Genomic DNA, 21,151 nt, shown 5'->3' on the forward strand with positions numbered 1-21,151 from the left:
AGCCGCCGCGGAACCGCGCGGGGGCGATGGGCGGGGGCCAGCCGGGGGCGGGGCTAATCCTTGCCGTCGCTGCCTGCGCTCATGCCCCGCACGCTCATCCCGTGCACGCTCATGCCGCGTTCCGGGCCACCGCGCGGATCCAACAGCAACTGCTCGAACATGCCCGAGCGCACGTCCAGGCGGATCGAGTAATCGGCCTTGTCATAGGACCAGACCATCAGGTCGTCGGGCTGGGGAAGGCCGCGCGCCCCCTCACCCGTCCCCTCGCCCATCGCCTCGGCCGGGGCGGCCTGCGGCGAGCGCAGCTGCGACATGACCTTCCCTGCATCCAGCCCCGGTCCGTGCACCAGAAACAGCGCCGGGCGCGGCATGACGTGATACAGCCCCTCGAAGGCAAAGCCGTAGATGCGGGCAAAATTCGCATCTTCGGCCTGCAACTGCCGCTCGAGCAGGCCGGGCGTGCCGCCGCGGGCGCGTGGGAACGGCCCATGCCGGGGATCGTCGTGCTTGCCATGCGCCGAGGGCGGGCGGATCTGCAAATCCTCGACCACGCGACCGAAAAGCAGCAGGTTCGAGGGGCTCAGCAAGGTCTCGGGCATCGCAACCTCCGCCGGGAAAGGGAATTTTCCACCGCCGCGCAGGGCTAGGCCTGCGGGCCCGGACCTTCAGACTACGGTGCCGGGCGGCCGCTGTCGATGGGTTTGTCGCTCGCGCCCGCATCGGGCGGCGGCTGCCCGTCTTTCAGCCACAGCGCATGGTCCCGCGCCAGCGCGGCTTGGAAATGCCCCATATCGCGAAAGCCGAGGCTGCGGGCGTAATGCTCCAGATCCTCGGGCAGGTCGCGGCCAAGACGGGTGCGGAAATACCAGGCCACCAGCAGCGGCGGCGGCGGCGGCGGCTCGGAATCCGCGCAGGCAAGGATGCGCTCGCGCAAGGCGGCATAGCCGCCGTCCAGCCGAAGCTGGTCCAGGATCGCCGGCCCCAGCGCCGCGTCGCGGTCCTGCGCCATCGCCTCGAGCGTCGCCAGCCGGGCCATCAGCCGGTCGAATCCCGCACGGTCCAGCCCGTTTTCCGCCGCCCAGCGGTCGATGTCCTGCCCGCGCAGCAAGCCGCGCGGCAGGCGAAACTCCAGCGCGGCCTGGGCGATGCGCTGCGGGTCCGGCCCGCATCGCTCGCGCCCGGCGGTCTCGGCGGCGAGGTGTTGCAGCAGGGCGGCGCGGCGCAGGTCCAGATAGGGCTCGCCCCGCAGGCGCAGCGCATCGAGCAGCAGCGCATCCGCCGCCCCGGTGTCCTGCTCATGCGCCGCAAGCCAGGGCGCATTGGCCCAGGCCTCGGTCCATTCAAAGGCGAAATCCGGCTCCGGGGGCGGTTCGCCGCGCGCGGCATGGGCCTGGATTTCGTGCAGCAGTTCCAGCGCATCCGCACGCTTCTGGTCGATGCGGCCGCCGGGCAGCCATGCCGCAAGGCGGTCGCGCATGGCGGGGGGCACCTGCGCCGCGGCCGCCAGGACGCCGGGCCAGTCGCGCTCTTTGTAGAACTGCGCCTTGGCGGTGGCCAGCAGATGCGCAGCACCCGCATCGTCGACGATGCCCGCCGCCAGCGCGGCGGCGACGGTGGCACGGATATTGACCATCGGCTCGCTCAGCGCGGCATGGCCGGTCTCTGCCGGTCCATGCAGCAGCGCCACCTCGTCGTCATCCGTCAGCCGGCCGTCGCGGAAATCCCGGAAGATGCGCCCGACGCCCCGCATTCCGAAAGGCGCAAGCTCGGCGGCGCGCAGGGCGCCCATGCTGGCGGCACCGAAGACGGCGATGCGCTGCGAGATCGCCCAGAGCACCTCCTTGTGCCAGACCGCGGGCACGCCGTCGAAACTGCCGTCGATCAGGCCGATCGCCAGGGGCCGCTGCCGCGCGGCGCGATAAAGATCGCCCTGCTGCGCGGGCGGCAGGAAGCGGATCTGCGGAAAGGCGGCGCGGTCGCGCGCGCGCAGCGAGGGGCCGGAAAAGACCACCACGCTCATGTCGCGGCCTGCCCGGCGGCGCGGGCGCGGGGGCCGGGCCGCCAGCCGGGGTGGTCATGGGGCGCCTCCAGCCCCGGAATCACCAGGCGGACGACCGGCAGGTCCAGGCCCGGCTTGCGCAGGTCCACGGCCACCGCCTCGTCGATGCCGACCGCCCGCAGGCGGGACAGCAGCCAGTCCAGGTCTTCGGCGAAATCCATCGAGACGAACTCTTTCACCGCCGCGAAATCCGTCTCGGGCCGGTGGCTGGCGCGCATCCCGGCGGCCCGCCGCGCCTTGCGGGACAGTTCCTGCGGGCTGTAGTCCTCCGGGCGCAGATCGTCCCGCGCGCCCGAGATATAGGTGCAGCGCACCTGCGCCGCCTCGGTCAGGGCGCGCAGCAGCGCGATGGCGCGCGCGGGATGCGCCCCGGCACCGATGCCGTGATGCGATCCCGGCTCGCGCCGGTCCGAGAGCAGGCAGAAGAAGGCCGGCACCGCCAGGTCGCTGGCCAGCTGCCAGACATGCACGTCGAAACCGGCCCCCTGCATCCGGTCCAGCACCGCACGGCAGGCGGGATCGTCGACGCTGCCGAGATCCAGCCCGGTCGCGGCGCGGCGTTCGGGCGCCAGCAGGTGCCACAGGGTCGCGGCGTCGCGCTCGACCAGTTCGCAGATGGCATGGCAGGTCGCCTCGATCATGGTATTGCCCGAAGCAAGGCCGTTGCTGCTGCAGGGAAAGCACCCGCTGCCGGGGGGCGGCGGCAGGGTATAGTTCGCCCGCACGCATTCGAAGGGCAGCCAGCACGCCCGGCCCGAGACGAGATCCCGCCCCTCGATCCACAGCATCGGCAGGTCGCGGTGGAACCGGTCCGAGACCCTGGCCAGCCGGTCCATGTCGATCATGGCGTGAGAATGGGCCAGCTCGTTCAGGCTGCCCAGCTTCAGCGGCGCCTCGACATGCTCGGCGTGGTAAAGCTCGGCCGCCTCCATCAGGCCCGAGGCGGTGGCGGCAGCCAGGTCCAGCCCCTTGCCCTGCGACACCGCCAGCGAGCGGGCGTTCGGCCGGCAGACCATCACCACCGGCACGCCGATCCGGTCCAGCCCGGTGACATCGGCAATGCGGGTGATGCCCATCCGTGCCATCAGCGGCCGGACCCGCGCCACGGTTTCGGCCGGTGCCACGCCGCGGTGGCAACCGCTGCGATAGCCCTTGATCCCGGCCTCGCGCGTCAGCGCCGCAATCCTTCGGGCGCCCAGACCATGTCCAGGATCGGCGTGGCATCGGGGTCGATCATGCGAAAGCCCAGCCGCAGGTAAAGGCCGATGGCCCGGTTGGTCCGCACCACCGACAGCGAGACGGTCCTGCCCTCGCACGCGGCCCGATGCAGCAGGTCGCGCAGGATCCGCGAGCCGATGCCCCGGCCGCAATATTCCGGCAGCAGCTGCAGCTGGGCCAGGTTGTAGTCGGCATCCCGCTGCGTGACCTGCATCCAGCCGATGTCCCTGCCCTCCAGCGTGATGATGCAGGAATCCGCCGCCTTGAACGAGCGCCGGATCGCCGCCCGGCGCATCGGCTCGTCCCAGGCGTCCAGTTGCAGCATCAGGGGCCGCATCGCGTCGATATAGATCGCCTCGGCAAAGGGATATTCCTCGGGTCGCGCCGGACGCAGGCCGAATTGCGGGATATGATGCCTGTCATATGTCATGCGGGTATTATAGGCCCGTGCCGGCGGCTGTCACGGGCCCCGTGACGCGGCCCGCCGCCGCGATCCGGGCTTGACAGGCCGGGCGGCTGCGCCTTTCTCGGTGCCATCGAAAGGAGCCTTGGACGAGCCATGACCGAACAGCCCGGTTTGACCGGCCCCCGGCTTCAGGCGGTGCTTTATGCCGACATCCACGGCTATACCCGCCTGATCGAGCAGGACGAGGCGGGAACGATCCTGCGGCTGACGCGCTCGCTTGCGCTGATCCGCAACTTGGTCGGGGATTACGGCGGCACCGTGGTCAACACCGCCGGGGACGGGTTGGTCGCCGTGTTTCAGGACGTCCACAAGGCGCTGCATTTCGCCATCGAGATGCAGCGCGAACTGTCCTGCGAATCCGCCTGGGCCGAGACGCGCGAACCGATCGCCTGGCGCGTCGGCATCTCGCTGGGCGAGACCTTCGAGGGGCAGGACGGGGTCTACGGCCACAGCGTCAACCTGGCCGCGCGGATCCAGAGCTTTGCCGAGCCCGGCGGCATCTGCGTCACCGAGACGGTCTACCGGATCGTGCGCGACAATGCGCAACTGGCGCTGCGCTCGCTGGGGCGACGACGGCTCAAGAACATCTCGGCCCCGGTCGAGATCTATGCCGCGATGCCCTCGGCCGCCGCAGCCGCGCCCGCGTCCCCCCTGCCGCGCGACATGCTGCGCCGCACCGATCCCAGCCAGCCCGACGCCTCGCTGGCGATCCTGCCGATGGAAAATCTCTCGGCTGATCCCCGCGACCAGCATTTGTGCCAGGGCATCGTCGCCGATCTGATCACCAACCTGAGCCGGTTCCGGCAGCTGATGGTAATCGCGCGGCATTCCTCGGTCCTGGTCGCGGCGCAGACCACCTCACTGCGCGAGATCGGCCGCCGGCTGGGCGTGCGCTACCTGCTGACCGGCGGGTTCCGCCGGGCCGGCAACCGGCTGCGCATCACCGTCGATCTGGCCGAGGCGGAATCCGAGAACGTCATCTGGTCCGAACGCTATGACGGCGTCATGCAGGACATCTTCGATTTCCAGGACGACGTGACCGCGATGACCGCGGCGCGGGTGGCGATCCAGCTCGACACCGCCGAACGGCGACGGCTGGCCGAACAGGCGCATCCGGCGCTTTACGCCTATGGGCTGGTGCTGCGCGGCCAGGACATGGGGCTGCGCTTCCTGCCCGATGCCAACCTGCACGCCCGCCGCCTGTTCGAGGAGGCCCGCGACCTCGACCCCAGCTATGGCCGCAGCTATGCGGCGATGTCGCGCACCTTCAACGTCGAATGGCGCTACAACTGGACCAACGACCCGGACGCGGCGCTGAACCAGGCGCTGGTCCTGGCCAAGCGGGCGGTGCAATGCGACAATCTGGATTCGCGCGGCTTTTCGGAAATGGGCCTGGCCCATCTCTACAAGAAGCAGCACGACGAGGCGCTGGCCGCCTATGAACATGCGCTGGAACTGAACCCCAACGACGCCGACCTGCTGGCCTATACCGGCGACTGTCTTGCCTATGTCCGGCAGGGCGACCGGGCGGTGCAGCTTCTGGAGCGGGCGATGCGGCTGAATCCCTATTACCCGGACGCCTATCTGTGGTTCCTGGGCGACGCCCATTTCCACCATGGCGATTACGCCAGGACCATCGAGACGCTTTCCAAGATGCGCGACCAGTCCGAGGCGCACCGGCTGCTGGCGGCCAGCCATGCGCTGCTGGGCCAGATGGACGAGGCCCGCCACCATGCCCGCGCGGTGATGCAGGTGCATCCGAATTTCACCATCGCGCATTGGCGCAAGGTGCCGCCGCTGAAGCATCCCGAGGATCTGGAGCTTTACGTCGAGGGGCTGCGCAAGGCGGGCCTGACCTGACGGCCGGTCGCCGCCGGCCCTTGCGCGCACGCGCCCCTAAGAAGCTGCAGCGATCCCGGAGTTGGCAAGGTCATCCATCGGCTCATCCCAGGCTGTCATATCTGCGGACGATCCAGCTGATGTCATAGGCCAGCCAGACCGCGCCGATCAGCGCGACGCGTTGCAGGGTCCGGGCGCGAAGCGCCGCGAAGGCCACGCACAGGCCCAGGGCCAGCCTCAGGAAATACTCGGGCCCCAACGCATGAAGATAATCGCTGCCCTTCATCAGCGTGTCGAACAGGTCGAAACCGAATGTCAGCGCAAAGACGCCGAAGAACCAGCGGCGGCGGCGCATGAAGAAGCTCTCGCTTTCGGCATGGTCGGGCAGCGCGTCGGGAAAGATCAGCGTCGCCATCACGAAATGCAGCGAGGCATAGCAGAGAACGAAGACATAGGCGCCGAAATGCCAGTCGCTGATGCGGCGCAGCCCGAATTCCCACCACCAGAAATGCACGGCGCCCAGCAGGATGACGACCGCCCAGATCGTCTGGGCCAGCATGCCCTCGGTCCGGGCCGGCGACTGGATGCGCCGCGACAGTCCCGACAGGACGCGGGTGATCCCCAGCCCCAGGATCATGCTGACGAGAATGCGAAGATGGCCGTAAGCATCCATCACCGGGCTCCTTCATCCTTCGACCGCCGAAATCCATCCTGAAAGCCGTGATCGCGTTTTTCCAGCCCCGCAGCGGAGATTTATCGTAACCTGCCCAAAGAGATCGCTGCATTGAAAGGATAGGGACATGCCTGCATTCAAGGCTTCGTGGACGAGCAGGCGGCGCATCGTCGTGCAGCGCTGGCCGGCCGTGCCCGTCGCGCCGAAGGCGATGGCGCACAATGCCATGTCCAGATCGGCCGAGGGCAGACGATGCCGGCATTGTTGCCGCCCAGTTCCAGGATCGAACGGCCAAAGCGTTCGGCGACCTTGGGCCCGACGACACGCCCCTTGCTGCCCCTGGTTTCCATCGCCATGCGGCCGCGCGGACGGGCCGGCCGGGCCATCGCCCGGCGGTGCTGTTCAAGCCGTCCATCCGCGGTTGTGGCCCCGCGACATCTTGGGCATGGCGACGGCCGCGACAGGGCCGAAGCGCGGATCATCGGTATCGGCGACCGGGCTTGGCGCTGGGGACGGCGTTCGGCACGCTGAGCCAGGACCTGGAGCGACAGCGGGTGATCCATCTGTCGCCGGATCGGGAAGCCTGCCACGGTCGAAGCCTGGCTGCATGCCCAACCGACCCCAACCCAATGCCGCAGGCTTCTCTCAGCTAAAGATCTGCCAAGGGCGTGCTAGGCCAGCTGATAAGCCGTCTTTACCACCGTGTAGAACTCGGCAGCATAGCGACCCTGTTCCCGCGGGCCGAAGGACGAACCCTTGCGCCCTCCGAACGGCACGTGATAGTCGACGCCCGCGGTCGGCAGGTTCACCATGACCATCCCCGCCTCGACCCTGCGGCGAAACTCCGAGGCGTGCTTCAGGCTGCCCGTGCAGATCCCGGCCGAAAGGCCGAATTCCGTGTCATTGGCAATGGCCAGGGCCTCGTCGAAATCCTCGACCCGGATGACCGAGGCGCAGGGCCCGAAGATTTCCTCGCGGTTGATGCGGGCGTCGTTCGTCGTGTTCAGGAACAGGGCCGGGGCCTGGTAGAAACCGGGCTTGTCCAGCTCAAGCCGCTCGCCGCCAAGCACCTCGGCAGCTTCGCTTCGGGCCAGCTCGACATAGGCAAGGTTGGAATCAAGCTGGCGCTGATCGACCACCGGCCCGATCTGGGTATCCGGCTGCAAGGCATCCCCGACGCGCAGGGCGCGCATTTCACGGCCAAGCCTCTCGACAAAGGCATCGTGGATGCCTTTCTGCACGATCAGCCGCGAAGACGCCGTGCAGCGCTGCCCGGTCGAGAAGAAGGCGCCATTCAGGCAGGCCTGCACCGCGTTCTGCAGATCCGCGTCGTCCATCACCACCATCGGGTTCTTGCCGCCCATCTCGAGCTGCACCTTCCGGCGCAGGGTGCCGCATGTCGCAGCGATGCGCGAGCCGGTCGCCGCCGAACCGGTAAAGGACACCGCGTCGATGCCCGGATGCGACACCAGGGCATCGCCCAAGACCGAGCCCGGCCCCATCACCAGGTTGAAGACGCCGGCCGGGCAGCCATGCTTGTGCAGAAGCTGCGCGATCACATGGGCGCAGCCGGGCGTCAGTTCGGCGGGCTTCAGAACCACGCAATTGCCATAGGCAAGCGCGGGCGCGATCTTCCAGGCCGGGATGGCGATCGGAAAGTTCCAGGGCGTGATCAGGGCGATGACGCCCACGGGTTCCCTGGTGACGGCGACGTCGATGCCGGGGCGGACCGACTGCTGGGCATCGCCGGCGACGCGCAGCGCCTCTCCGGCAAAGAACTTGAAGACCTGCCCCGCGCGGATGGTCTCGCCCATCGCCTCGGGCAGGGTCTTGCCTTCTTCCCGTGCAAGAAGGCGCCCGATCTCTTCCTTGCGCGCCAGCAATTCGGTGCCGACGGCATCAAGCAGGTCGTGCCGGACCTGCGGACCGGCCGCCGCCCAAGCCGGAAAGGCCGACCGGGCAGCGTGGACGGCCTGATCGACCGCGGTGCGGTCCGCACAGGCAAAGAACCCGATGATGTCGCGGGTATCGGAAGGGTTCACATTGGGGCGGCAGTCGCCGTCCGGCAGCCATTCGCCGCCGATCAGGTTGCCCTGGATTTCGTTTCCGTCTTTCATGATCTTCTCCTGCTGGGTTCAGGCTGCGACGCGCTCGGACGCCCGCCGATCCAGCGATGCGATGGCGGACGCGCCAAGGGTCGTGAAGGGCGGCAGCACGTTCTGCCATTCGGGGTTGGCGGTGCGGCAGGCCACCAGATACTTGACCGCGGGGATCAGCGGGCAGGCCGATATGGCCGCTCGCAACTCGGCAAGCTGGGGCGCCAGGCCAACCTCTCCCCGCCAGACGCGCGCGCAAATCGGGGCGGTGTGGTTCGCCGTGGCCGAGATGCAGCCTGCGAAGCCGTCCCTTGGTCCCTCGGCCAGCGTGGTTTCCGAACTGGGAAAGACCTTCAGGCCGGGGAGCCGGGAAACCAGGCCGCGGCAATAGGAAAGGTCGCCGGAACTGTCCTTGATGCCATCGAAACGCTGCGGCGCCGCGGCGTGCAGATGCGCGATCACCGCCTCGGGGATCACGAAGCCGGTCATCTGCGGAAAATTGTAGAACCAGACCCGGATCGGCCGGTCGCCCAGCGCCGCATGAAGCGCCAGGTACCAGGCGATCAGCCCCTCCTCGGACGGGGGCGTATAGTAATAGGGTGGCAGAACCAGGGCCACAGGATAGCCCAGGTCATCGGCATGGCAGGTCAGACCGATGGTTTCGTCAATCGACGGCGTGCCGGTCCCGACCATCAGGCGGCAAAGGTCCAGCGCCTCGGCGGCCTGGGTCATGACCATGCGGCGCGTCCCGGTGTCGAGGGAATTCGCCTCGCCGGTCGATCCCAGGACGTTCAATCCGTCGCAGCCGTTGGCCAGGGCCCAGCGCGCATGTTCCACAAAGGCGGCCCCCAGGAAGCGGCCCTGTGCATCGATCGGTGTCGGCACCGCAGCGACGATCCCTTTCATCCTATTCTCCTTCGGGTTGCCTGCATGACGAGACGGGGAGCAGCCGGCAGATCCGGATGGTCCGGCCGGGGCGCCATGGCACGGGACCAGCCGCCGGGTTCTTCCATCTCGCCGGCCTCGTTGATGAAGACCTCGCGGTTGATGCGTGCGAAGATGGCGTTTTCGGGGTCCAGCTCGTCCTCGTATCGGATCGCATCGACGGGGCAGATGCTTTCGCACATGCCGCATTCGATGCATTCGGTCGGGTGGATGTAGAACATCCGCTCGCCCTCGTAGATGCAGTCGACGGGACAGGAGGTGGTGCAGATCCCGTCCTTGACGTCGATGCAGCGGCCCTGGATGACAAGCGCCATGGCATTTACCGGCCGCGCCAGACGGGCGCACGCTTTTCGCGGAATGCGGCGACGCCTTCGACCGAATCCTCGGATTTCAGGGCGGCGATCAGGGCCGGGCGGCGCAGGTCGCGCGCTTCCTGCGGATTCAGATGGGCCGTCGAACGGATCGTGTCCTTGATCGCGGCCACCGACAGGGGCGCGCAGGACAGGATGTCCGCGACCCAGGCATCGACCTCGGCATCCAGCCCGTCGGGCGGCACGACCGCGTTGACCAGCCCGAACCGCGCGGCCTCTTGCGCGGACAGCATCCGGCCCGTCATCATCAGCCCGGCGGCGATGTTGCGGGGGATCAGGCGTTGCAGGGCGACCATGCCGCCGTCCAGGGGCAGGCGGCCGACCCGCGCCTCTGGCAGCCCGAACCGGGCCTCGGTCGAGGCGATGACGATATCGGCGCCCAGCACCATCTCGAACCCGCCGCCAAGGGCAAGGCCGTTGACCCGGGCGATGACGGGCACGGTCAGGCTTTGCCGCAGGGCGATGCCGCCGAAGCCGTTCGGATTGGCGGCGCCCCAGTATTCCAGCCCGCTGAGCCCGTTCGCGGCCTTCATGTCCGCGCCCGCGCTGAAGGCCCGGTCCCCCGCCCCGGTCAGGACCACGCAGCGGATATCGCTGCGCGTCTCGATTTCCGACCAGATGCGGTCAAGCCTGGCATCGGTCGCAGCATCGACGGCATTCATCCGGTCGGGACGGTCGATGGTGACGCGCGCGACGTGATCGACGACTTCGAAGCGGACGGTCATACCGCCTCCTTCCGCGCGACGGCGTTCAGGTTGAATTCGCGGATGACCTCGTCGGTATGCTCCCCCAGCCGCGGCGGCGCATGGCGGATCACCAGAGGGGCCTCGCTGAGATGAACGGGCGACCCGACCAGGGTGATCTTTCCCAGGATCGGGTGGTCCAGGTCCAGCAACATGCCATTGACCGCGGTCTGCGCGTCATCCAGCGCCTCGCCCAGGGAACGGACGGGGGCGCAGAGCAGGTCCTGATCCTCAAGCCGCTTGATCCAGTGGGCGGTCGTGTTGGTCGCAAAGGCATCGCGGAAGCGGCCCTGCAGATAGGGCTTGTTGGCCCGCTGCGACGCAAGGTTCGGATAATCGGCCGACAGATCCTCGATCTCCAGGGCCGCGCATATGTCGCGCAGCGGATGCGGCTTGAAGGCGCCGACCACCACCACCGCCCCGTCGGTCGTGTCGAACACGCCGGTCAGGGGCATCGCGGCCCAGTTCAGCACCTCGCGGTGCTTCGACCATTGCGCGGCCTCTTGCATCTGCATGGCGATCATCGAGTCATAAAGCGAGACGCCGACCTTCTGCCCGCGCCCGGTCTTGGCCCGCGCCAGCAGCGCCGCAAGGATCCCCTGCACAAGATGCATCCCGGCCGTGTAGTCGCAAAGCGTGGTCGGATAGATCGACTTCGGCACCGCCGGATCCTGGGTCTTTTCCATGACCCCGGTCATCGCCTGGGCCAGCACGTCCTGGCCACCCTTGTGGGCATAGGGGCCGACCTCTCCGAAGCCGGTACCCGAGGCGCAGATGATGGCGGGGTTGATCTTCGACAGCGTGTCATAGTCGAAACCCAGGCGCCGCATCACCCCGGCGCGGAAATTGTCCACGACCACGTCCGACTGGGCGACCAGGTCATAGATCATCCGGCGGCCGGCCTCGGACTTGGTGTCGATCTCCACCGACCGCTTGTTGCGGTTAAGCGAGGCGAAGACGGCGTTGTTCATCGCCTCCTCGCTCGGCTCTCCGAAGAAGTTGCGCGACAGGTCGCCCTCGCCGGGGCGTTCGACCTTGATCACGTCCGCGCCGAAATCGGCCAGCATCTGGGTGGCGCAGGGGCCCATCATCACCTGGGTAAAGTCGAGGACGCGGATGCCCTCTAGCGGGAGGTGCTGTTTCGTCATGGTGGTTCCCTTTCTCAGGCGGCGGCGATTGGTTCGATCAGAGCATTGGCCGAGGGCATGTCGCCCGGATCGGCGCCCTGCGCCCGCATCTGTTTCTGGATGGTCCTGACATCGACGTCGCGCAGCGCGCAGTTCGCCTGAAGCGCCTTGGCCACGGCCACGCCGGCAGCCTCGCCCTGGGCCATGCAGGGGGGGATTTCGCGCGATTGCTTCTGCGCCTCGCTTTCGACGGAATAGTGCCGTCCGGCGACGATCAGGTTGTCGATCCCCCGGGGCAGCAGCGCCCGATAGGGGGTATAGTAGTCCCTGCCCCGGCAGACCGAGTCCGCGAAATGGCGCCGCTTCTTCACGTCGTCCTTGGTGACGATGTATTCGCCCTGCAACAGCCGCGTCTGCCGGATGCCCATCTGTTCCGCCGCGCCCAGCATCTTGGCGTTCTCGAAGCCCGGCAGGTTGGCGCGGGCGAAGTCCAGCAGCGCCATCATCCGGCGGCGGCCTTCATATTCGGCCTCGACCATGTGTTCGGGCGACAGGCCGTCATAGCCCGGCATATGCGGGCAGTTGCACCAGACCACGCCGGGCAGCGGCGTCTTCAGCCACCACATCCCCCAGGCCCCGCCGATGACGCGCCTTGCCTGGCGATCCAGCGCCTTGAAGGCTTCGGGGTTCTCGTATTCGAACGCTTCCGCCCTGGCGGTATCCACGTCCATGAGGCGGAAGACGGTCGTGACGATGAACTGCCCGGTCGCGAAGGACGCGCCCGCCGAGGCCGCCACGTCCAGATCGCCCGAGGCATCCACCACCATCCGCGCCCGGATCGCCTGCCGGCCCAGCTTGGTCTGCACGATCACGCCGGTGACGCGGTTGTTCTCGACGATGGCTTCGGAAAACCAGCTATGGGTGCGCAGCTCGATCCCCGCCTCGGCGACCAGATCCAGGCTGACGCGCTTCCAGGCATCGGGGTCGAAGGCGACCGCGTGGATGATCGGCTGCGGCATGCCCTGCTTGTGAAAGTCGATGCAGCCCCAGCGCGCCCATTTCCGCCACATTTCCCAGTTGGTCAGGCAATCTTCGGGCGGCGGGAAGACGGCACCGTCCTGGCGCTGCATCCGGTCCACGAATTCGCTGACGATGCCGGTGGTGACGATCTCGGTCCCGTCGTTCACCATGTCGTCCAGCACAAGGACCATGCCGCCCGACGCCATGCCGCCCAGGTGGTGATAGCGTTCCACCAGCGTCACCCGCGCCCCGTTGCGGGCGGCCGACACTGCGGCGGAAAGGCCCGCCGGTCCCGCCCCGATCACCACCACATCGGTGTTGCTGACGACCGGCACCTGCTCGGCCCTGGTGGTGAGAAAATCCCTGATGCGATCGGTCATTTTGGACAAGCTCCTCCTGTCACGCCGGGGCGGGTCAGGACCGCGGCGTCGATTTTCCGGTTGTTTCGAATGGTCTTAGCTTACCAGCGCACGATCCGGCGTTCGGCCAGCGTGACCAGGGCGAACATCAGCACCGACAGCCCCGAGGACATGAGCACCGTGGCGTAAAGCAGCGGCGAGTTGAAATTGAAGGTCGCGTCGATGATCAGCGCACCCAGGCCCAGATCCGCACCGACCCATTCGCCCACGATGGCACCGATGACCGAGGTGGTGGCCGAGATCTTCAGCGCCGAGAACAGGAACGGCAGCGACGACGGCAAGCGCATCTTCCAGAACACCTCGGCCTTCGACGCCGACAGGATCCGCGCCAGTTCCAGCGTCTGCGGGCTGACCGACTGCAGGCCGCGCACCATGTTGACCAGCGTCGGGAAGAAGCAGATCAGCGCGGCGATCACCACCTTTGCCGTCATGCCCGGCCCGAAGATCAGCACGAGGATCGGCGCGATGGCCAGGATCGGGATGGTGTTGACGAAGACGGCGATGGGGAAGAACGCCCGCTCGACATTGCGGGAATGGACGAAGGCCACCGCGATCAGGATGGCGGCAAGATTGCCCACCACGAAGCCCGCCACGCTTTCGAAGAAGGTGGGCCAGAAGTTCTGCATCAGCAGGGGGTACTTCTCGACAAGGGTGACGGCGACATCCGACGGCGCAGGGGCGATATAGGTCGGGACGCCAAAGGCCCTGACCCCCAGTTGCCACAGCCCGACCAGCGCGACGGCTGTCCCGATGGGCACGATGGTCGAGACCAGCCTTTCCCTGCGCGCCGCGCTGCGGGCAAGGGCATGGGGATCGGCGATGCCAAGGTTTTCGATGACGGCCATCAGCAGGTCTCCAGAAGTTCGCGCAGATAGCTGCAATAGCGGTTGAATTCGGGCGTATCGCGCAGCTTCATCTGCCGCGGCTCGGGCAGGTCGATATCGACGATTTCGCGCAGGCGTCCGGGATTGGCGCGCAGCATGATCACTTTCTGCCCCAGGAAGACCGCCTCGGAAATGGAGTGTGTCACGAACAGGATCGTCGTTCCCGTCTCCCGCCAGATGTCCAGCAGCTGAAGGTTCAGCCGGTCGCGGGTCATCTCGTCCAGCGCGCCGAAGGGCTCGTCCATCAGCAGCAGCTTGGGCTGGCACAGCAGCGCGCGCGCAATGGCGACCCGCTGGCGCATCCCGCCCGAAAGCTCATGCGGAAGGGCGTTTTCGCGGCCCTTCAGGCCGACCAGCTCCAGCAATTCGCGCGGGTTGCGGGGCCCGGTGGGGATTGCGACCCCGCGCTTGCGCCCGATCTCCAGCGGCAGCTCGACATTCTTCAGGGCCGTCCGCCACGGCAGCAGGGCGGCATCCTGAAAGACAAAGGCAAATTCCCGCGCCAGCCGCGCCTCTTCGGTCGTCTTGCCGAAGATCGAGACATCGCCCCCCGCGGCGGGGATCAGGTCCGAGACCAGCCGCAGCAGCGTGGACTTGCCGCATCCCGACGGGCCAAGGATGGTGTAGAACGCGCCGGCCTCGAGCTCCAGGTCAAGCTTGTCGATCGCGGTATAGGTTCCGAAGCGGACCGTTGCCGCGTCCAGCCTGGCCGCCGGGGCGTTCACCCGTGCCGCAGCGACCGGCTGCCCCACCAGGGTTTCCATGGGTTCCATCATGTCGTTCAACCGTATACCGGCCGCATTGCGGCGATTTCATCCAGCACCGAAAGGGTCATGACGTCGTCGACCGCAGGCGCCGCGCCTTCGAACTGGCCGAGGCGGTCGTAGATGTCGATCTGCGCCTGCCAGTTTTCGCGCGTCATCGTGCCCCAGCCGTGTTCGCGCGTCGCCTCGTTGAAGCTGTATTCGACGACCGAACCCACCGCCGCGAGTTCGGCATCCCGGTCAAGGTTGGGATAACGCGACACGAGGATATCGACGGCGGCCTCGGGATTGTCATGCACCCAGCCCCAGCCGCGTGCGATCGCGCGCAACATTCCGCGGACCTGCTCGGGGTTTTCGTTCAGCGACCTGTCGGTGACGTAATAGGGATTGGCGTAAAGCCTGATGCCCGCATCCCACAGCGTCATGTCGACCCGTTCCGGCCCCAGCACCGACAGGGCGCTGACATTGGTTTTCCAGCCGGTCACCACATCGGCCTGGCCGGTCAGCAGCGGCGACATGTCCGCGCCCATCACCAGCACCTCCACCTGGTCCTCGGGGATGCCGTTGGCGGCCAGCAGCGCCTGCAACAGGATCCGCGCAGTGCCGTTGGTGGCGACGGTCTTGCCGATCAGATCCTTCGGCTCGCGCACCGGGTTCTTCTCGAGCGAGAAATAGGTAAAGGGATGCTGCTGATACCCTGCGGCGATGCACTTGACCGGCAGCCCTTGCGAGCGCGCCAGCATCAGCGACGGGCTGGAGCTGATCGAGCCGATCTCGGCCCGCCCCGACGCAACCGAGGCGACGCCATCCACGTTCGGACCCCCGGCAACGACGTCCAGCGCCAGCCCTTCCTCGGCGAAATAGCCGTTCTCATCGGCGGCCAGTTCCCCCAGGATGCCGTTCCCCGCCAGCCACCCAAGCTGCAGCTTGATCGTATGGATATCAGCGGCCCAGGCCCGTTCGATACCGATCCGGGTTCCGACAAAGGCGGCCCCAAGGGCCGTCATGCCCTGCAACAGACTGCGCCGGTCGAGCTTTGTTCTGTGTCGCATCTTTCCATCTCTCTGTTGGTGGTGGGGCGGCCCTTGTTTCGACCTTGTTGCACTGACTTTAGCGTTGCGGATGCAGTGCAGATAGGAGAAAGTTTTACCAACAGTGGTGCAGAAACCGCATCACCCCCCTGGTGTCGAGGCAGCATGCATACCAGCTTCCTGAAGTATTTCGACGAGGTCGCCCGGCAGCGGTCGATCCGCAAGGCGGCACAGCTGCTCAACGTTTCGTCCACCTCGGTAAACCGCAAGATCCTCAACGTCGAGCAGCGGCTGGGCGTCTCGATCTTCGACCGCACCCCGGAGGGCGTGGAGCTGACGGCCGTGGGCGCGATCCTTCTGGAGCATTGCCGCACGGTGCTGCATGATTTCGAGCGCACCAAGATCCTGATCGACGACATGCGCGATCTGCGCACGGGGCATATCAACATCTGCACGATCGATTCGATTGCGATGGGCTGCCTGCCCCGGGCGATGAACGAGTTCGGAAAGAGCTATCCCGACATCTCGATCTCCGTCACCACCGCCCAGCCCGAGGACGCGGTGCAGGCCGTGGCCGGCGGCGCGGCAGAGATCGGAATCGCCTTTACCTTCTCGGACCATCCCGGCGTCAGGCTGCTATCCGAAAAATCCGCGCCCTTCGGTGTCATTCTTCGCCCTGATCACCCGCTCGCAGGCAGGACCAGCGTGACAATAGACGATATTGCCGCCTACCGGCTGGTGCGCACCATCGATGCCCGAGGCGGCAACTCGATCATCGATCAGGCCATCACGACATTGGTTACACCGCTGTCGACGCATATTTTCACGAACACATTGTTTCTCGCCAAGCAAATGATCCTGGGCGGCCATGGTATCGGGCTTTATACCAAGATCGGCTTTTACGACGACATCGAAGACGGCCGGCTCCGCTTCGTGCCGCTGATCCAGGAGATGCTTGCCAACATCCGGGTGGGGATCTTCGTATCCACCTCAAGCCCCATCGACCCGGCCAAGCATCTGATGTGCAACGCGCTGGCAAGAGAGATGGCAGGCATGCGCCTGGACTCCTGAAAGGCGTTGCGGCGCGGGCAGAGCCCGAGGGATGGTCTCAGTGCAGGGGCAGAGGTATCATCTGCACCGGCATTGGTGCGGGCGGTTCTGGTGCCACGACGATTGCTTCGCCCGGACTCGGTGCTGGAATGAAGGCGGGGGCGCTGCGATCCATTTCGCCGCAGGCTTTCTCGATGGTTTCGCGATCCATCGCATTGGTGAGCCGATGGCCGATGAGGGTGCCGAGCTGGCCGAGGACATCCTGTGGCACAGGGCACGATTGCATGGGAAAGGCTATGCGACCGGATTTCCGACAACCAGGTGGAGAACGAGGCTGATGGAGAAGAACGACAGCACCGTCATCACCAGCATCACCACGGCCGCGCCGTGCTGCTGTCCATAGCGCTGTGCCAGGATCGGATAGACCCCCATCGGCTTGCGCCGCGAGCGCCGCAAAGCCCTTGCGCATGTCGGCGCCCCCCGCCGCAAGCTCGACCCGCGTCTTGACTGGCACCGGGATCACGCCGTCAGCCCCCGGGACCAGCCGCGCCAAGGCTTCCGGATCATAGCCGCCGCTGTGTGCGTGGGAATTAGTTTGAGATAGGCGGTGGGAAATCCTTTAGGATGAAATCTTGTATCTCATTGATTTTGAATGAAAACAGGTGTCAGAGGTCCAACAAGGCAGTTTCGGAAGGGTGGCAATCTTAACAGAATGAACCGCGCCGGGTTTTCCGGAGGCTCCAACTCCTGAGTAGGATGGAGCATCATGAGCAAGACGACGACCAAGTTTTCCCCTGAAGTGCGCGAACGTGCGGTGCGGCTGGTTCTCGACAACGAGGCTCAGCATCCGTCGCGCTGGCAGGCGATCATGTCGATCGCGGCGAAGATCGGCTGCACCCCCCAGACCCTGAATGACTGGGTCAAGAAGGCCGAGGTCGACAGCGGCAGGCGCGCGGGCATCCCGACCGATATGGCCGAGAAGATGAAGGCGCTGGAGCGGGAGAACCGGGAACTGCGCCAGGCGAACGAGATCCTGCGCAAGGCATCAGCGTATTTTGCGATGGCGGAGCTCGACCGCCGGTCGAAGTGATGGTGTCGTTCATTGACGCGCATCGGGATGCACACGGGGTCGAGCCGATCTGCAGCGTGCTGCCGATTGCCCCGTCCACCTATTACGATCATCTGGCGAAGCGGGCCGATCCCACGCGGCAGTCCGACCGGGCGCGCCGGGACGAGGCCTTGCGGCCAGAGATCCTGCGCGTGTTCGAGGAGAACTGGCGCGTCTACGGCGTGCGCAAGGTCTGGCGGCAGCTGGGCCGAGAAGGCTTCGACATCGCCCGTTGCACGGTGGCAAGGCTGATGAAGGGCATGGGCGTTCAGGGGATTATTCGCGGCAAGCCGCACCGGACCACGATCCCGGACAAGAAGGCGCCATGCCCGCTGGACAAGGTCAACCGCCAGTTTCGCGTGCCTGCGCCGAACATGCTCTGGGGTCGTCCATTGTGGCGCCATTGGTCCGAGCCCAATGGACGACGACTTCACCTATGTCGCCACCTGGAAAGGCTTCGCTTACGTCGCGTTCGTCATCGATGCCTATGCCCGGCGGATCGTCGGCTGGCGGGTCAGCGCTCCCGCCCATGCAGGCTTCGTGTTCGATGCCTTGGAGCAGGCCGTGCATGATCGGCGCCCGTCCAAGGGCATGGGGCTGGTCCACCATAGCGACCGCGGTTCGCAGTACCTGAGCATTCGCTACAGTGAGCGGCTGGCGGAAGCTGGCATCGAACCATCGGTGGGCAGCGTCGGCGACAGCTATGACAACGCCTTGGCCGAGACGATCAATGGCCTCTTCAAGGCTGAGGTTATCCACCGTCGCGGCCCGTGGCGCAGCTTCGAGGCTGTCGAATATGCCACGCTGGAATGGGTCGACTGGTTCAACAACCGCCGTCTGCTCGAACCGATCGGGAACATCCCGCCTTCGGAAGCAGAGGCCAACTTCTACGCCGCTCTGGAAACTGAAGACATGGCCGCGTAACTAACCCAAATCAGCCTCCGGAAAACCCGGCGCGGTTCACTGGCCCGCGATGACCGGCCTTGGGGCGGCACGTCTCCACCGGGCGTGGTCTTCACTGACGCCCCCGGTCGGGGCGGACAGCATGCCGAACGGATATTGAACGGCTTCGGCGGCATCCTGCAGGTCGACGGTTATGCGGGATACAACCGCCTGATTGCGCCGGCCCCGGCATCCAGCTTGCCTATCGCTGGGCACATGCCCGCCGCAAGCTGATCGAGATCACCCGCACCGGGCCCGCGCCGATTGCCGAGGAGGGCGTAGCCCTCATCCGCGCAGCAATAAGGGCAAAGAGGGTCTCACAGCGTCGCTGGAACGCCCGGAAGGCAACGGGATCGGTGTTTCCTTGCTCTCTTGCATAGACTTCAAGCATCCAGACGAAGAACGAATAGTACCTGAAGCGCAGCGTGATGGTGCTGATGCCGGGCAGCAGGGATTGATAGATCGCTTCGATGGGGCGCTGCATTCCAAGGGGATCAAGTCCGCCATCCTGGCCGAGTTCGGTCCATTCGGGGAAACCCGGCCCAAAATCCTTCATCTTCAATCCACCGTCGAGAGAACCACGGGTTAATGATGGCGGGAACCGGAATCGCGCGCAACTGCGAGTTGCCTGCCGCTGCCTGCGAATGCGTGATTATGCGTGCTGGTGCGGTCTTTCTGGTGTCGTGTTGATGTGGCGTTGATGTAAACTGGAACGCACAAACCCCGACGATTTACGTCTGGTTCTAAGTGTCTGATATCTTTGTTTATTTTGGCTGCAGGGCGCGCAACCAACGAGACCAACACTCGCTAGAATGAGGTGGTGCCGGTTTCTGAGACAGGGGCATAAGGTGGATCGACCGATGAAAAGGACGATCCAGCATGAAGACACGCAGACGGTTTACGGCCGAGTTCAAGGCCAAGGTCGCGCTTGAGGCGATCCGCGGCGAGCGGACGATTTCGGAGTTAGCCACGAAACACCAGCTTCATCCCAACCAGATCACGCAGTGGAAGCGGCAGGCCATCGAGAACCTGGCCAAGGCGTTCGACGACAAGGCTTCCGACGCACAGGTCGGCCGGGAGGCCGAGGTCACGAAGCTGCACGCCAAGATCGGCCAGCTCGTCGTCGAGCGCGATTTTTTGGCCAAAGCCTTCGATCGCTGAGCCTGGATCGGAGGAGAATGATGATTGATCCCGATCACGAACGGCTCTCGATCCGTCGCCAGTGCGAGCTGGTCTCGATCTCGCGAGCCTCGTTCTACCGCCAGCCCGCTGGCGAGAGCCCGGAGAATCTTGAGTTGATGCGTGTCATCGACGGGGCCTTCATGGAAACGCCCTGGTATGGCTCGCGTCAGATGGCGCGGCACCTGCGCCGCCAGGGCTGGTGCGTCGGCCGCAAGCGTGTCCGGCGGCTGATGCGCAAGATCGGCCTGTCGCCGATCTACCAGGCACCGAGGACCAGCGAGCCGCATCCGCAGCACCGCATCTATCCCTACCTGCTACGGAATCTGGCGATCGAGCGACCAGATCAGGTATGGTGTGCCGATGTGACCTACATCCCGATGCGGCGCGGCTTCCTCTACCTCGTCGCCATCATGGACTGGTTCAGCCGCAAGGTGCTTGCCTGGCGGCTGTCGAACACGATGGACGCCGACTTCTGCGTGGCCGCGCTCGAAGAGGCAATCGCCCACCACGGCAGGCCCGACATCTTCAACACGGATCAGGGAAGCCAGTTCACCAGCTTCGCTGTCCTCATCCATGATTCAATTCTTCACTATAGTGCCACCCACGCAAGTCGAAATCTGGTCATTACAAGGTCGACCGGTGGCGACGGGCTGGGTGTGTGGTCAGCGACCGCGCGCCTTGCTTCTCGAGACCCAGTTTGCGCCACCGTAGGTAACGGCGAATATCAGCACCTCAGCGGCTTCGTCGTCCACCACGAACGCGATGACAGCTTTCCGCCCGGCCGGGATGGCCCGAAGTCCGGGGGCGATCTCATCGCGGATGCTTCCCTTGTGCGGCGTGTCCCTCAGGGTCGCGATGGCTTCCTCGATCTCGGCCAGCTTCCGCGCTGCGATATCCGGCCCGGCATAGCCGAGGATCCATCGCACGATTGCGTCGAGGTCACGCGCGACGAGAGGGTGGAAACGGATTCGGTAGGTCACGCTCCGCGCGCAGCCTCGATCGAGGCGCGGGCGGCGACGAAGGCGCCGTCCTCGTCGATGAAGGCTTCGCGCGGCGTTTCCATGCGGGCACGGATTTCCTGCGCGAGGGCCTGGAGGGCAACATTTCGCTCCTCCTCATCCTGCATCATCTGTTCCAACGCAGCCGCGACGGCGGCACTCTGCGTTGCGAACACGCCCTGTCCGACCTTTTCCGACAGGAACTGATGATGGCGG

General features: G+C 66.0%; 20 protein-coding genes, 4 pseudogenes and 1 other annotated feature. Of the genes and pseudogenes, 5 read left to right on the forward strand and 19 right to left on the reverse strand.

All coding sequences use genetic code 11. From position 1 onward, the window contains the following. Positions 1–53: 53 nt before the first annotated feature. The 4 genes from ESD82_RS20660 to ESD82_RS20675 form a co-directional block, all read right to left on the reverse strand. Positions 54–599: a hypothetical protein gene (locus tag ESD82_RS20660; protein WP_024844211.1), complete on the reverse strand. Its 546-nt coding sequence runs from the start codon at positions 597–599 to the stop codon at positions 54–56. Between the two features lie 71 nt (positions 600–670). Next, positions 671–2,020 (reverse strand): TfuA-like protein, encoded by a 1,350-nt coding sequence (locus tag ESD82_RS20665; RefSeq protein ID WP_231486692.1) that lies wholly within the window; start codon positions 2,018–2,020, stop codon positions 671–673. Then, complete coding sequence (locus ESD82_RS20670) at positions 2,017–3,183, reverse strand: YcaO-like family protein (RefSeq protein ID WP_024844212.1); 1,167 nt, start codon at positions 3,181–3,183, stop codon at positions 2,017–2,019. The genes ESD82_RS20665 and ESD82_RS20670 overlap by 4 nt, the downstream gene beginning before the upstream one ends. 47 nt (positions 3,184–3,230) lie before the next feature. Beyond that, the gene (locus tag ESD82_RS20675) at positions 3,231–3,707 is read right to left on the reverse strand and encodes a GNAT family N-acetyltransferase (RefSeq protein ID WP_024844213.1); all 477 of its coding nucleotides are present in this window, start codon (positions 3,705–3,707) and stop codon (positions 3,231–3,233) included. A gap of 129 nt (positions 3,708–3,836) precedes the next feature. Between ESD82_RS20675 and ESD82_RS20680 the strand changes: the two genes are divergently transcribed. Next, the gene (locus ESD82_RS20680) at positions 3,837–5,603 is read left to right on the forward strand and encodes an adenylate/guanylate cyclase domain-containing protein (protein WP_024844214.1); all 1,767 of its coding nucleotides are present in this window, start codon (positions 3,837–3,839) and stop codon (positions 5,601–5,603) included. Positions 5,604–5,685: 82 nt separating this feature from the next. Here ESD82_RS20680 and ESD82_RS20685 read toward each other — a convergent pair whose 3' ends face one another. From ESD82_RS20685 to ESD82_RS20735, 11 genes and pseudogenes are all read right to left on the reverse strand, one after another. After that, positions 5,686–6,255 (reverse strand): hypothetical protein, encoded by a 570-nt coding sequence (locus ESD82_RS20685; protein WP_024844215.1) that lies wholly within the window; start codon positions 6,253–6,255, stop codon positions 5,686–5,688. Between the two features lie 138 nt (positions 6,256–6,393). After that, positions 6,394–6,584 (reverse strand): annotated as a pseudogene (locus ESD82_RS20690) (aldehyde dehydrogenase family protein); the annotation flags it as partial. A gap of 342 nt (positions 6,585–6,926) precedes the next feature. Then, positions 6,927–8,372, reverse strand: a complete 1,446-nt coding sequence (locus ESD82_RS20695; protein ID WP_024844216.1) for an aldehyde dehydrogenase family protein — start codon at positions 8,370–8,372, stop codon at positions 6,927–6,929. 18 nt (positions 8,373–8,390) lie between these two features. Beyond that, positions 8,391–9,257, reverse strand: coding sequence for a dihydrodipicolinate synthase family protein (locus tag ESD82_RS20700; protein ID WP_147427491.1), 867 nt, complete (start codon positions 9,255–9,257; stop codon positions 8,391–8,393). Then, positions 9,254–9,610: a 4Fe-4S dicluster domain-containing protein gene (locus tag ESD82_RS20705; protein ID WP_024844218.1), complete on the reverse strand. Its 357-nt coding sequence runs from the start codon at positions 9,608–9,610 to the stop codon at positions 9,254–9,256. The genes ESD82_RS20700 and ESD82_RS20705 overlap by 4 nt, the downstream gene beginning before the upstream one ends. Before the next feature lie 5 nt (positions 9,611–9,615). Beyond that, positions 9,616–10,392 carry an enoyl-CoA hydratase-related protein gene (locus ESD82_RS20710; protein WP_024844219.1) on the reverse strand — a complete coding sequence of 259 codons (777 nt, stop codon included), beginning with the start codon at positions 10,390–10,392 and terminating at the stop codon, positions 9,616–9,618. Then, positions 10,389–11,558, reverse strand: a complete 1,170-nt coding sequence (locus tag ESD82_RS20715; RefSeq protein ID WP_024844220.1) for a CaiB/BaiF CoA transferase family protein — start codon at positions 11,556–11,558, stop codon at positions 10,389–10,391. Before ESD82_RS20715 ends, ESD82_RS20710 begins: the two co-directional genes overlap by 4 nt. 14 nt (positions 11,559–11,572) lie before the next feature. Then, positions 11,573–12,937, reverse strand: coding sequence for an FAD-dependent oxidoreductase (locus ESD82_RS20720; protein ID WP_024844221.1), 1,365 nt, complete (start codon positions 12,935–12,937; stop codon positions 11,573–11,575). Positions 12,938–13,017: 80 nt separating this feature from the next. Next, positions 13,018–13,821 (reverse strand): ABC transporter permease, encoded by an 804-nt coding sequence (locus ESD82_RS20725; protein WP_147427490.1) that lies wholly within the window; start codon positions 13,819–13,821, stop codon positions 13,018–13,020. Further along, entirely contained in the window at positions 13,821–14,636 is an 816-nt protein-coding gene (locus tag ESD82_RS20730; RefSeq protein WP_244314561.1) for an ABC transporter ATP-binding protein, read from the reverse strand. The genes ESD82_RS20725 and ESD82_RS20730 overlap by 1 nt, the downstream gene beginning before the upstream one ends. A 5-nt stretch (positions 14,637–14,641) precedes the next feature. Further along, the gene (locus ESD82_RS20735; protein ID WP_147427489.1) at positions 14,642–15,676 is read right to left on the reverse strand and encodes an ABC transporter substrate-binding protein; all 1,035 of its coding nucleotides are present in this window, start codon (positions 15,674–15,676) and stop codon (positions 14,642–14,644) included. Between the two features lie 144 nt (positions 15,677–15,820). Here ESD82_RS20735 and ESD82_RS20740 point away from each other — a divergent pair, with 144 nt between their 5' ends. Next, positions 15,821–16,726 carry a LysR family transcriptional regulator gene (locus tag ESD82_RS20740; protein ID WP_024844225.1) on the forward strand — a complete coding sequence of 302 codons (906 nt, stop codon included), beginning with the start codon at positions 15,821–15,823 and terminating at the stop codon, positions 16,724–16,726. A gap of 37 nt (positions 16,727–16,763) precedes the next feature. Here the strand turns inward: ESD82_RS20740 and ESD82_RS21935 are convergent, their stop codons facing one another. Both ESD82_RS21935 and ESD82_RS21940 read right to left on the reverse strand, forming a co-directional pair. Next, positions 16,764–16,976: a hypothetical protein gene (locus ESD82_RS21935; RefSeq protein WP_155987200.1), complete on the reverse strand. Its 213-nt coding sequence runs from the start codon at positions 16,974–16,976 to the stop codon at positions 16,764–16,766. Positions 16,977–16,999: 23 nt separating this feature from the next. Next, positions 17,000–17,137, reverse strand: a complete 138-nt coding sequence (locus ESD82_RS21940) for a hypothetical protein (RefSeq protein ID WP_155987201.1) — start codon at positions 17,135–17,137, stop codon at positions 17,000–17,002. 334 nt (positions 17,138–17,471) lie between these two features. Here ESD82_RS21940 and ESD82_RS20750 point away from each other — a divergent pair. Together ESD82_RS20750 and ESD82_RS20755 are read left to right on the forward strand one after the other, a co-directional pair. After that, a pseudogene (locus ESD82_RS20750) lies at positions 17,472–18,737 on the forward strand (IS3 family transposase). Beyond that, positions 17,753–17,869, forward strand: a sequence feature (AL1L pseudoknot). (Overlaps the previous pseudogene by 117 nt.) Before the next feature lie 18 nt (positions 18,738–18,755). Beyond that, positions 18,756–19,060: pseudogene (locus ESD82_RS20755) on the forward strand (IS66 family transposase); the annotation flags it as partial. Here the strand turns inward: ESD82_RS20755 and ESD82_RS20760 are convergent. Continuing rightward, the gene (locus ESD82_RS20760) at positions 18,958–19,311 is read right to left on the reverse strand and encodes a hypothetical protein (RefSeq protein WP_147427488.1); all 354 of its coding nucleotides are present in this window, start codon (positions 19,309–19,311) and stop codon (positions 18,958–18,960) included. The pseudogene ESD82_RS20755 and the gene ESD82_RS20760 sit on opposite strands and share 103 nt — an antisense overlap. A gap of 323 nt (positions 19,312–19,634) precedes the next feature. On the opposite strand from ESD82_RS20760, the pseudogene ESD82_RS22375 reads away from it, so the two are divergent. Continuing rightward, positions 19,635–20,494 (forward strand): annotated as a pseudogene (locus ESD82_RS22375) (IS3 family transposase); the annotation flags it as partial. A gap of 105 nt (positions 20,495–20,599) precedes the next feature. Here ESD82_RS22375 and ESD82_RS20775 read toward each other — a convergent pair. Continuing rightward, positions 20,600–20,917 (reverse strand): type II toxin-antitoxin system RelE/ParE family toxin, encoded by a 318-nt coding sequence (locus ESD82_RS20775; RefSeq protein ID WP_024846217.1) that lies wholly within the window; start codon positions 20,915–20,917, stop codon positions 20,600–20,602. Between the last annotated feature and the right edge of the window lie 234 nt (positions 20,918–21,151).

Source organism: Paracoccus pantotrophus, from assembly GCF_008824185.1.
Lineage (GTDB): Bacteria > Pseudomonadota > Alphaproteobacteria > Rhodobacterales > Rhodobacteraceae > Paracoccus > Paracoccus pantotrophus.

Coding starts and splice junctions, on each gene's coding strand:
- ESD82_RS21940 (WP_155987201.1), bottom strand. CDS start 17,137: ATGGGGGTCTATCCGATCCTGGCACAGCGCTATGGACAGCAGCACGGC.
- ESD82_RS20760 (WP_147427488.1), bottom strand. CDS start 19,311: ATGAAGGATTTTGGGCCGGGTTTCCCCGAATGGACCGAACTCGGCCAG.
- ESD82_RS20715 (WP_024844220.1), bottom strand. CDS start 11,558: ATGACGAAACAGCACCTCCCGCTAGAGGGCATCCGCGTCCTCGACTTT.
- ESD82_RS20730 (WP_244314561.1), bottom strand. CDS start 14,636: ATGATGGAACCCATGGAAACCCTGGTGGGGCAGCCGGTCGCTGCGGCA.
- ESD82_RS20735 (WP_147427489.1), bottom strand. CDS start 15,676: ATGCGACACAGAACAAAGCTCGACCGGCGCAGTCTGTTGCAGGGCATG.
- ESD82_RS20665 (WP_231486692.1), bottom strand. CDS start 2,020: ATGAGCGTGGTGGTCTTTTCCGGCCCCTCGCTGCGCGCGCGCGACCGC.
- ESD82_RS20680 (WP_024844214.1), top strand. CDS start 3,837: ATGACCGAACAGCCCGGTTTGACCGGCCCCCGGCTTCAGGCGGTGCTT.
- ESD82_RS20700 (WP_147427491.1), bottom strand. CDS start 9,257: ATGAAAGGGATCGTCGCTGCGGTGCCGACACCGATCGATGCACAGGGC.
- ESD82_RS20740 (WP_024844225.1), top strand. CDS start 15,821: ATGCATACCAGCTTCCTGAAGTATTTCGACGAGGTCGCCCGGCAGCGG.
- ESD82_RS20660 (WP_024844211.1), bottom strand. CDS start 599: ATGCCCGAGACCTTGCTGAGCCCCTCGAACCTGCTGCTTTTCGGTCGC.
- ESD82_RS20720 (WP_024844221.1), bottom strand. CDS start 12,937: ATGACCGATCGCATCAGGGATTTTCTCACCACCAGGGCCGAGCAGGTG.
- ESD82_RS20725 (WP_147427490.1), bottom strand. CDS start 13,821: ATGGCCGTCATCGAAAACCTTGGCATCGCCGATCCCCATGCCCTTGCC.
- ESD82_RS20695 (WP_024844216.1), bottom strand. CDS start 8,372: ATGAAAGACGGAAACGAAATCCAGGGCAACCTGATCGGCGGCGAATGG.
- ESD82_RS20705 (WP_024844218.1), bottom strand. CDS start 9,610: ATGGCGCTTGTCATCCAGGGCCGCTGCATCGACGTCAAGGACGGGATC.
- ESD82_RS20710 (WP_024844219.1), bottom strand. CDS start 10,392: ATGACCGTCCGCTTCGAAGTCGTCGATCACGTCGCGCGCGTCACCATC.
- ESD82_RS20675 (WP_024844213.1), bottom strand. CDS start 3,707: ATGACATATGACAGGCATCATATCCCGCAATTCGGCCTGCGTCCGGCG.
- ESD82_RS20685 (WP_024844215.1), bottom strand. CDS start 6,255: ATGGATGCTTACGGCCATCTTCGCATTCTCGTCAGCATGATCCTGGGG.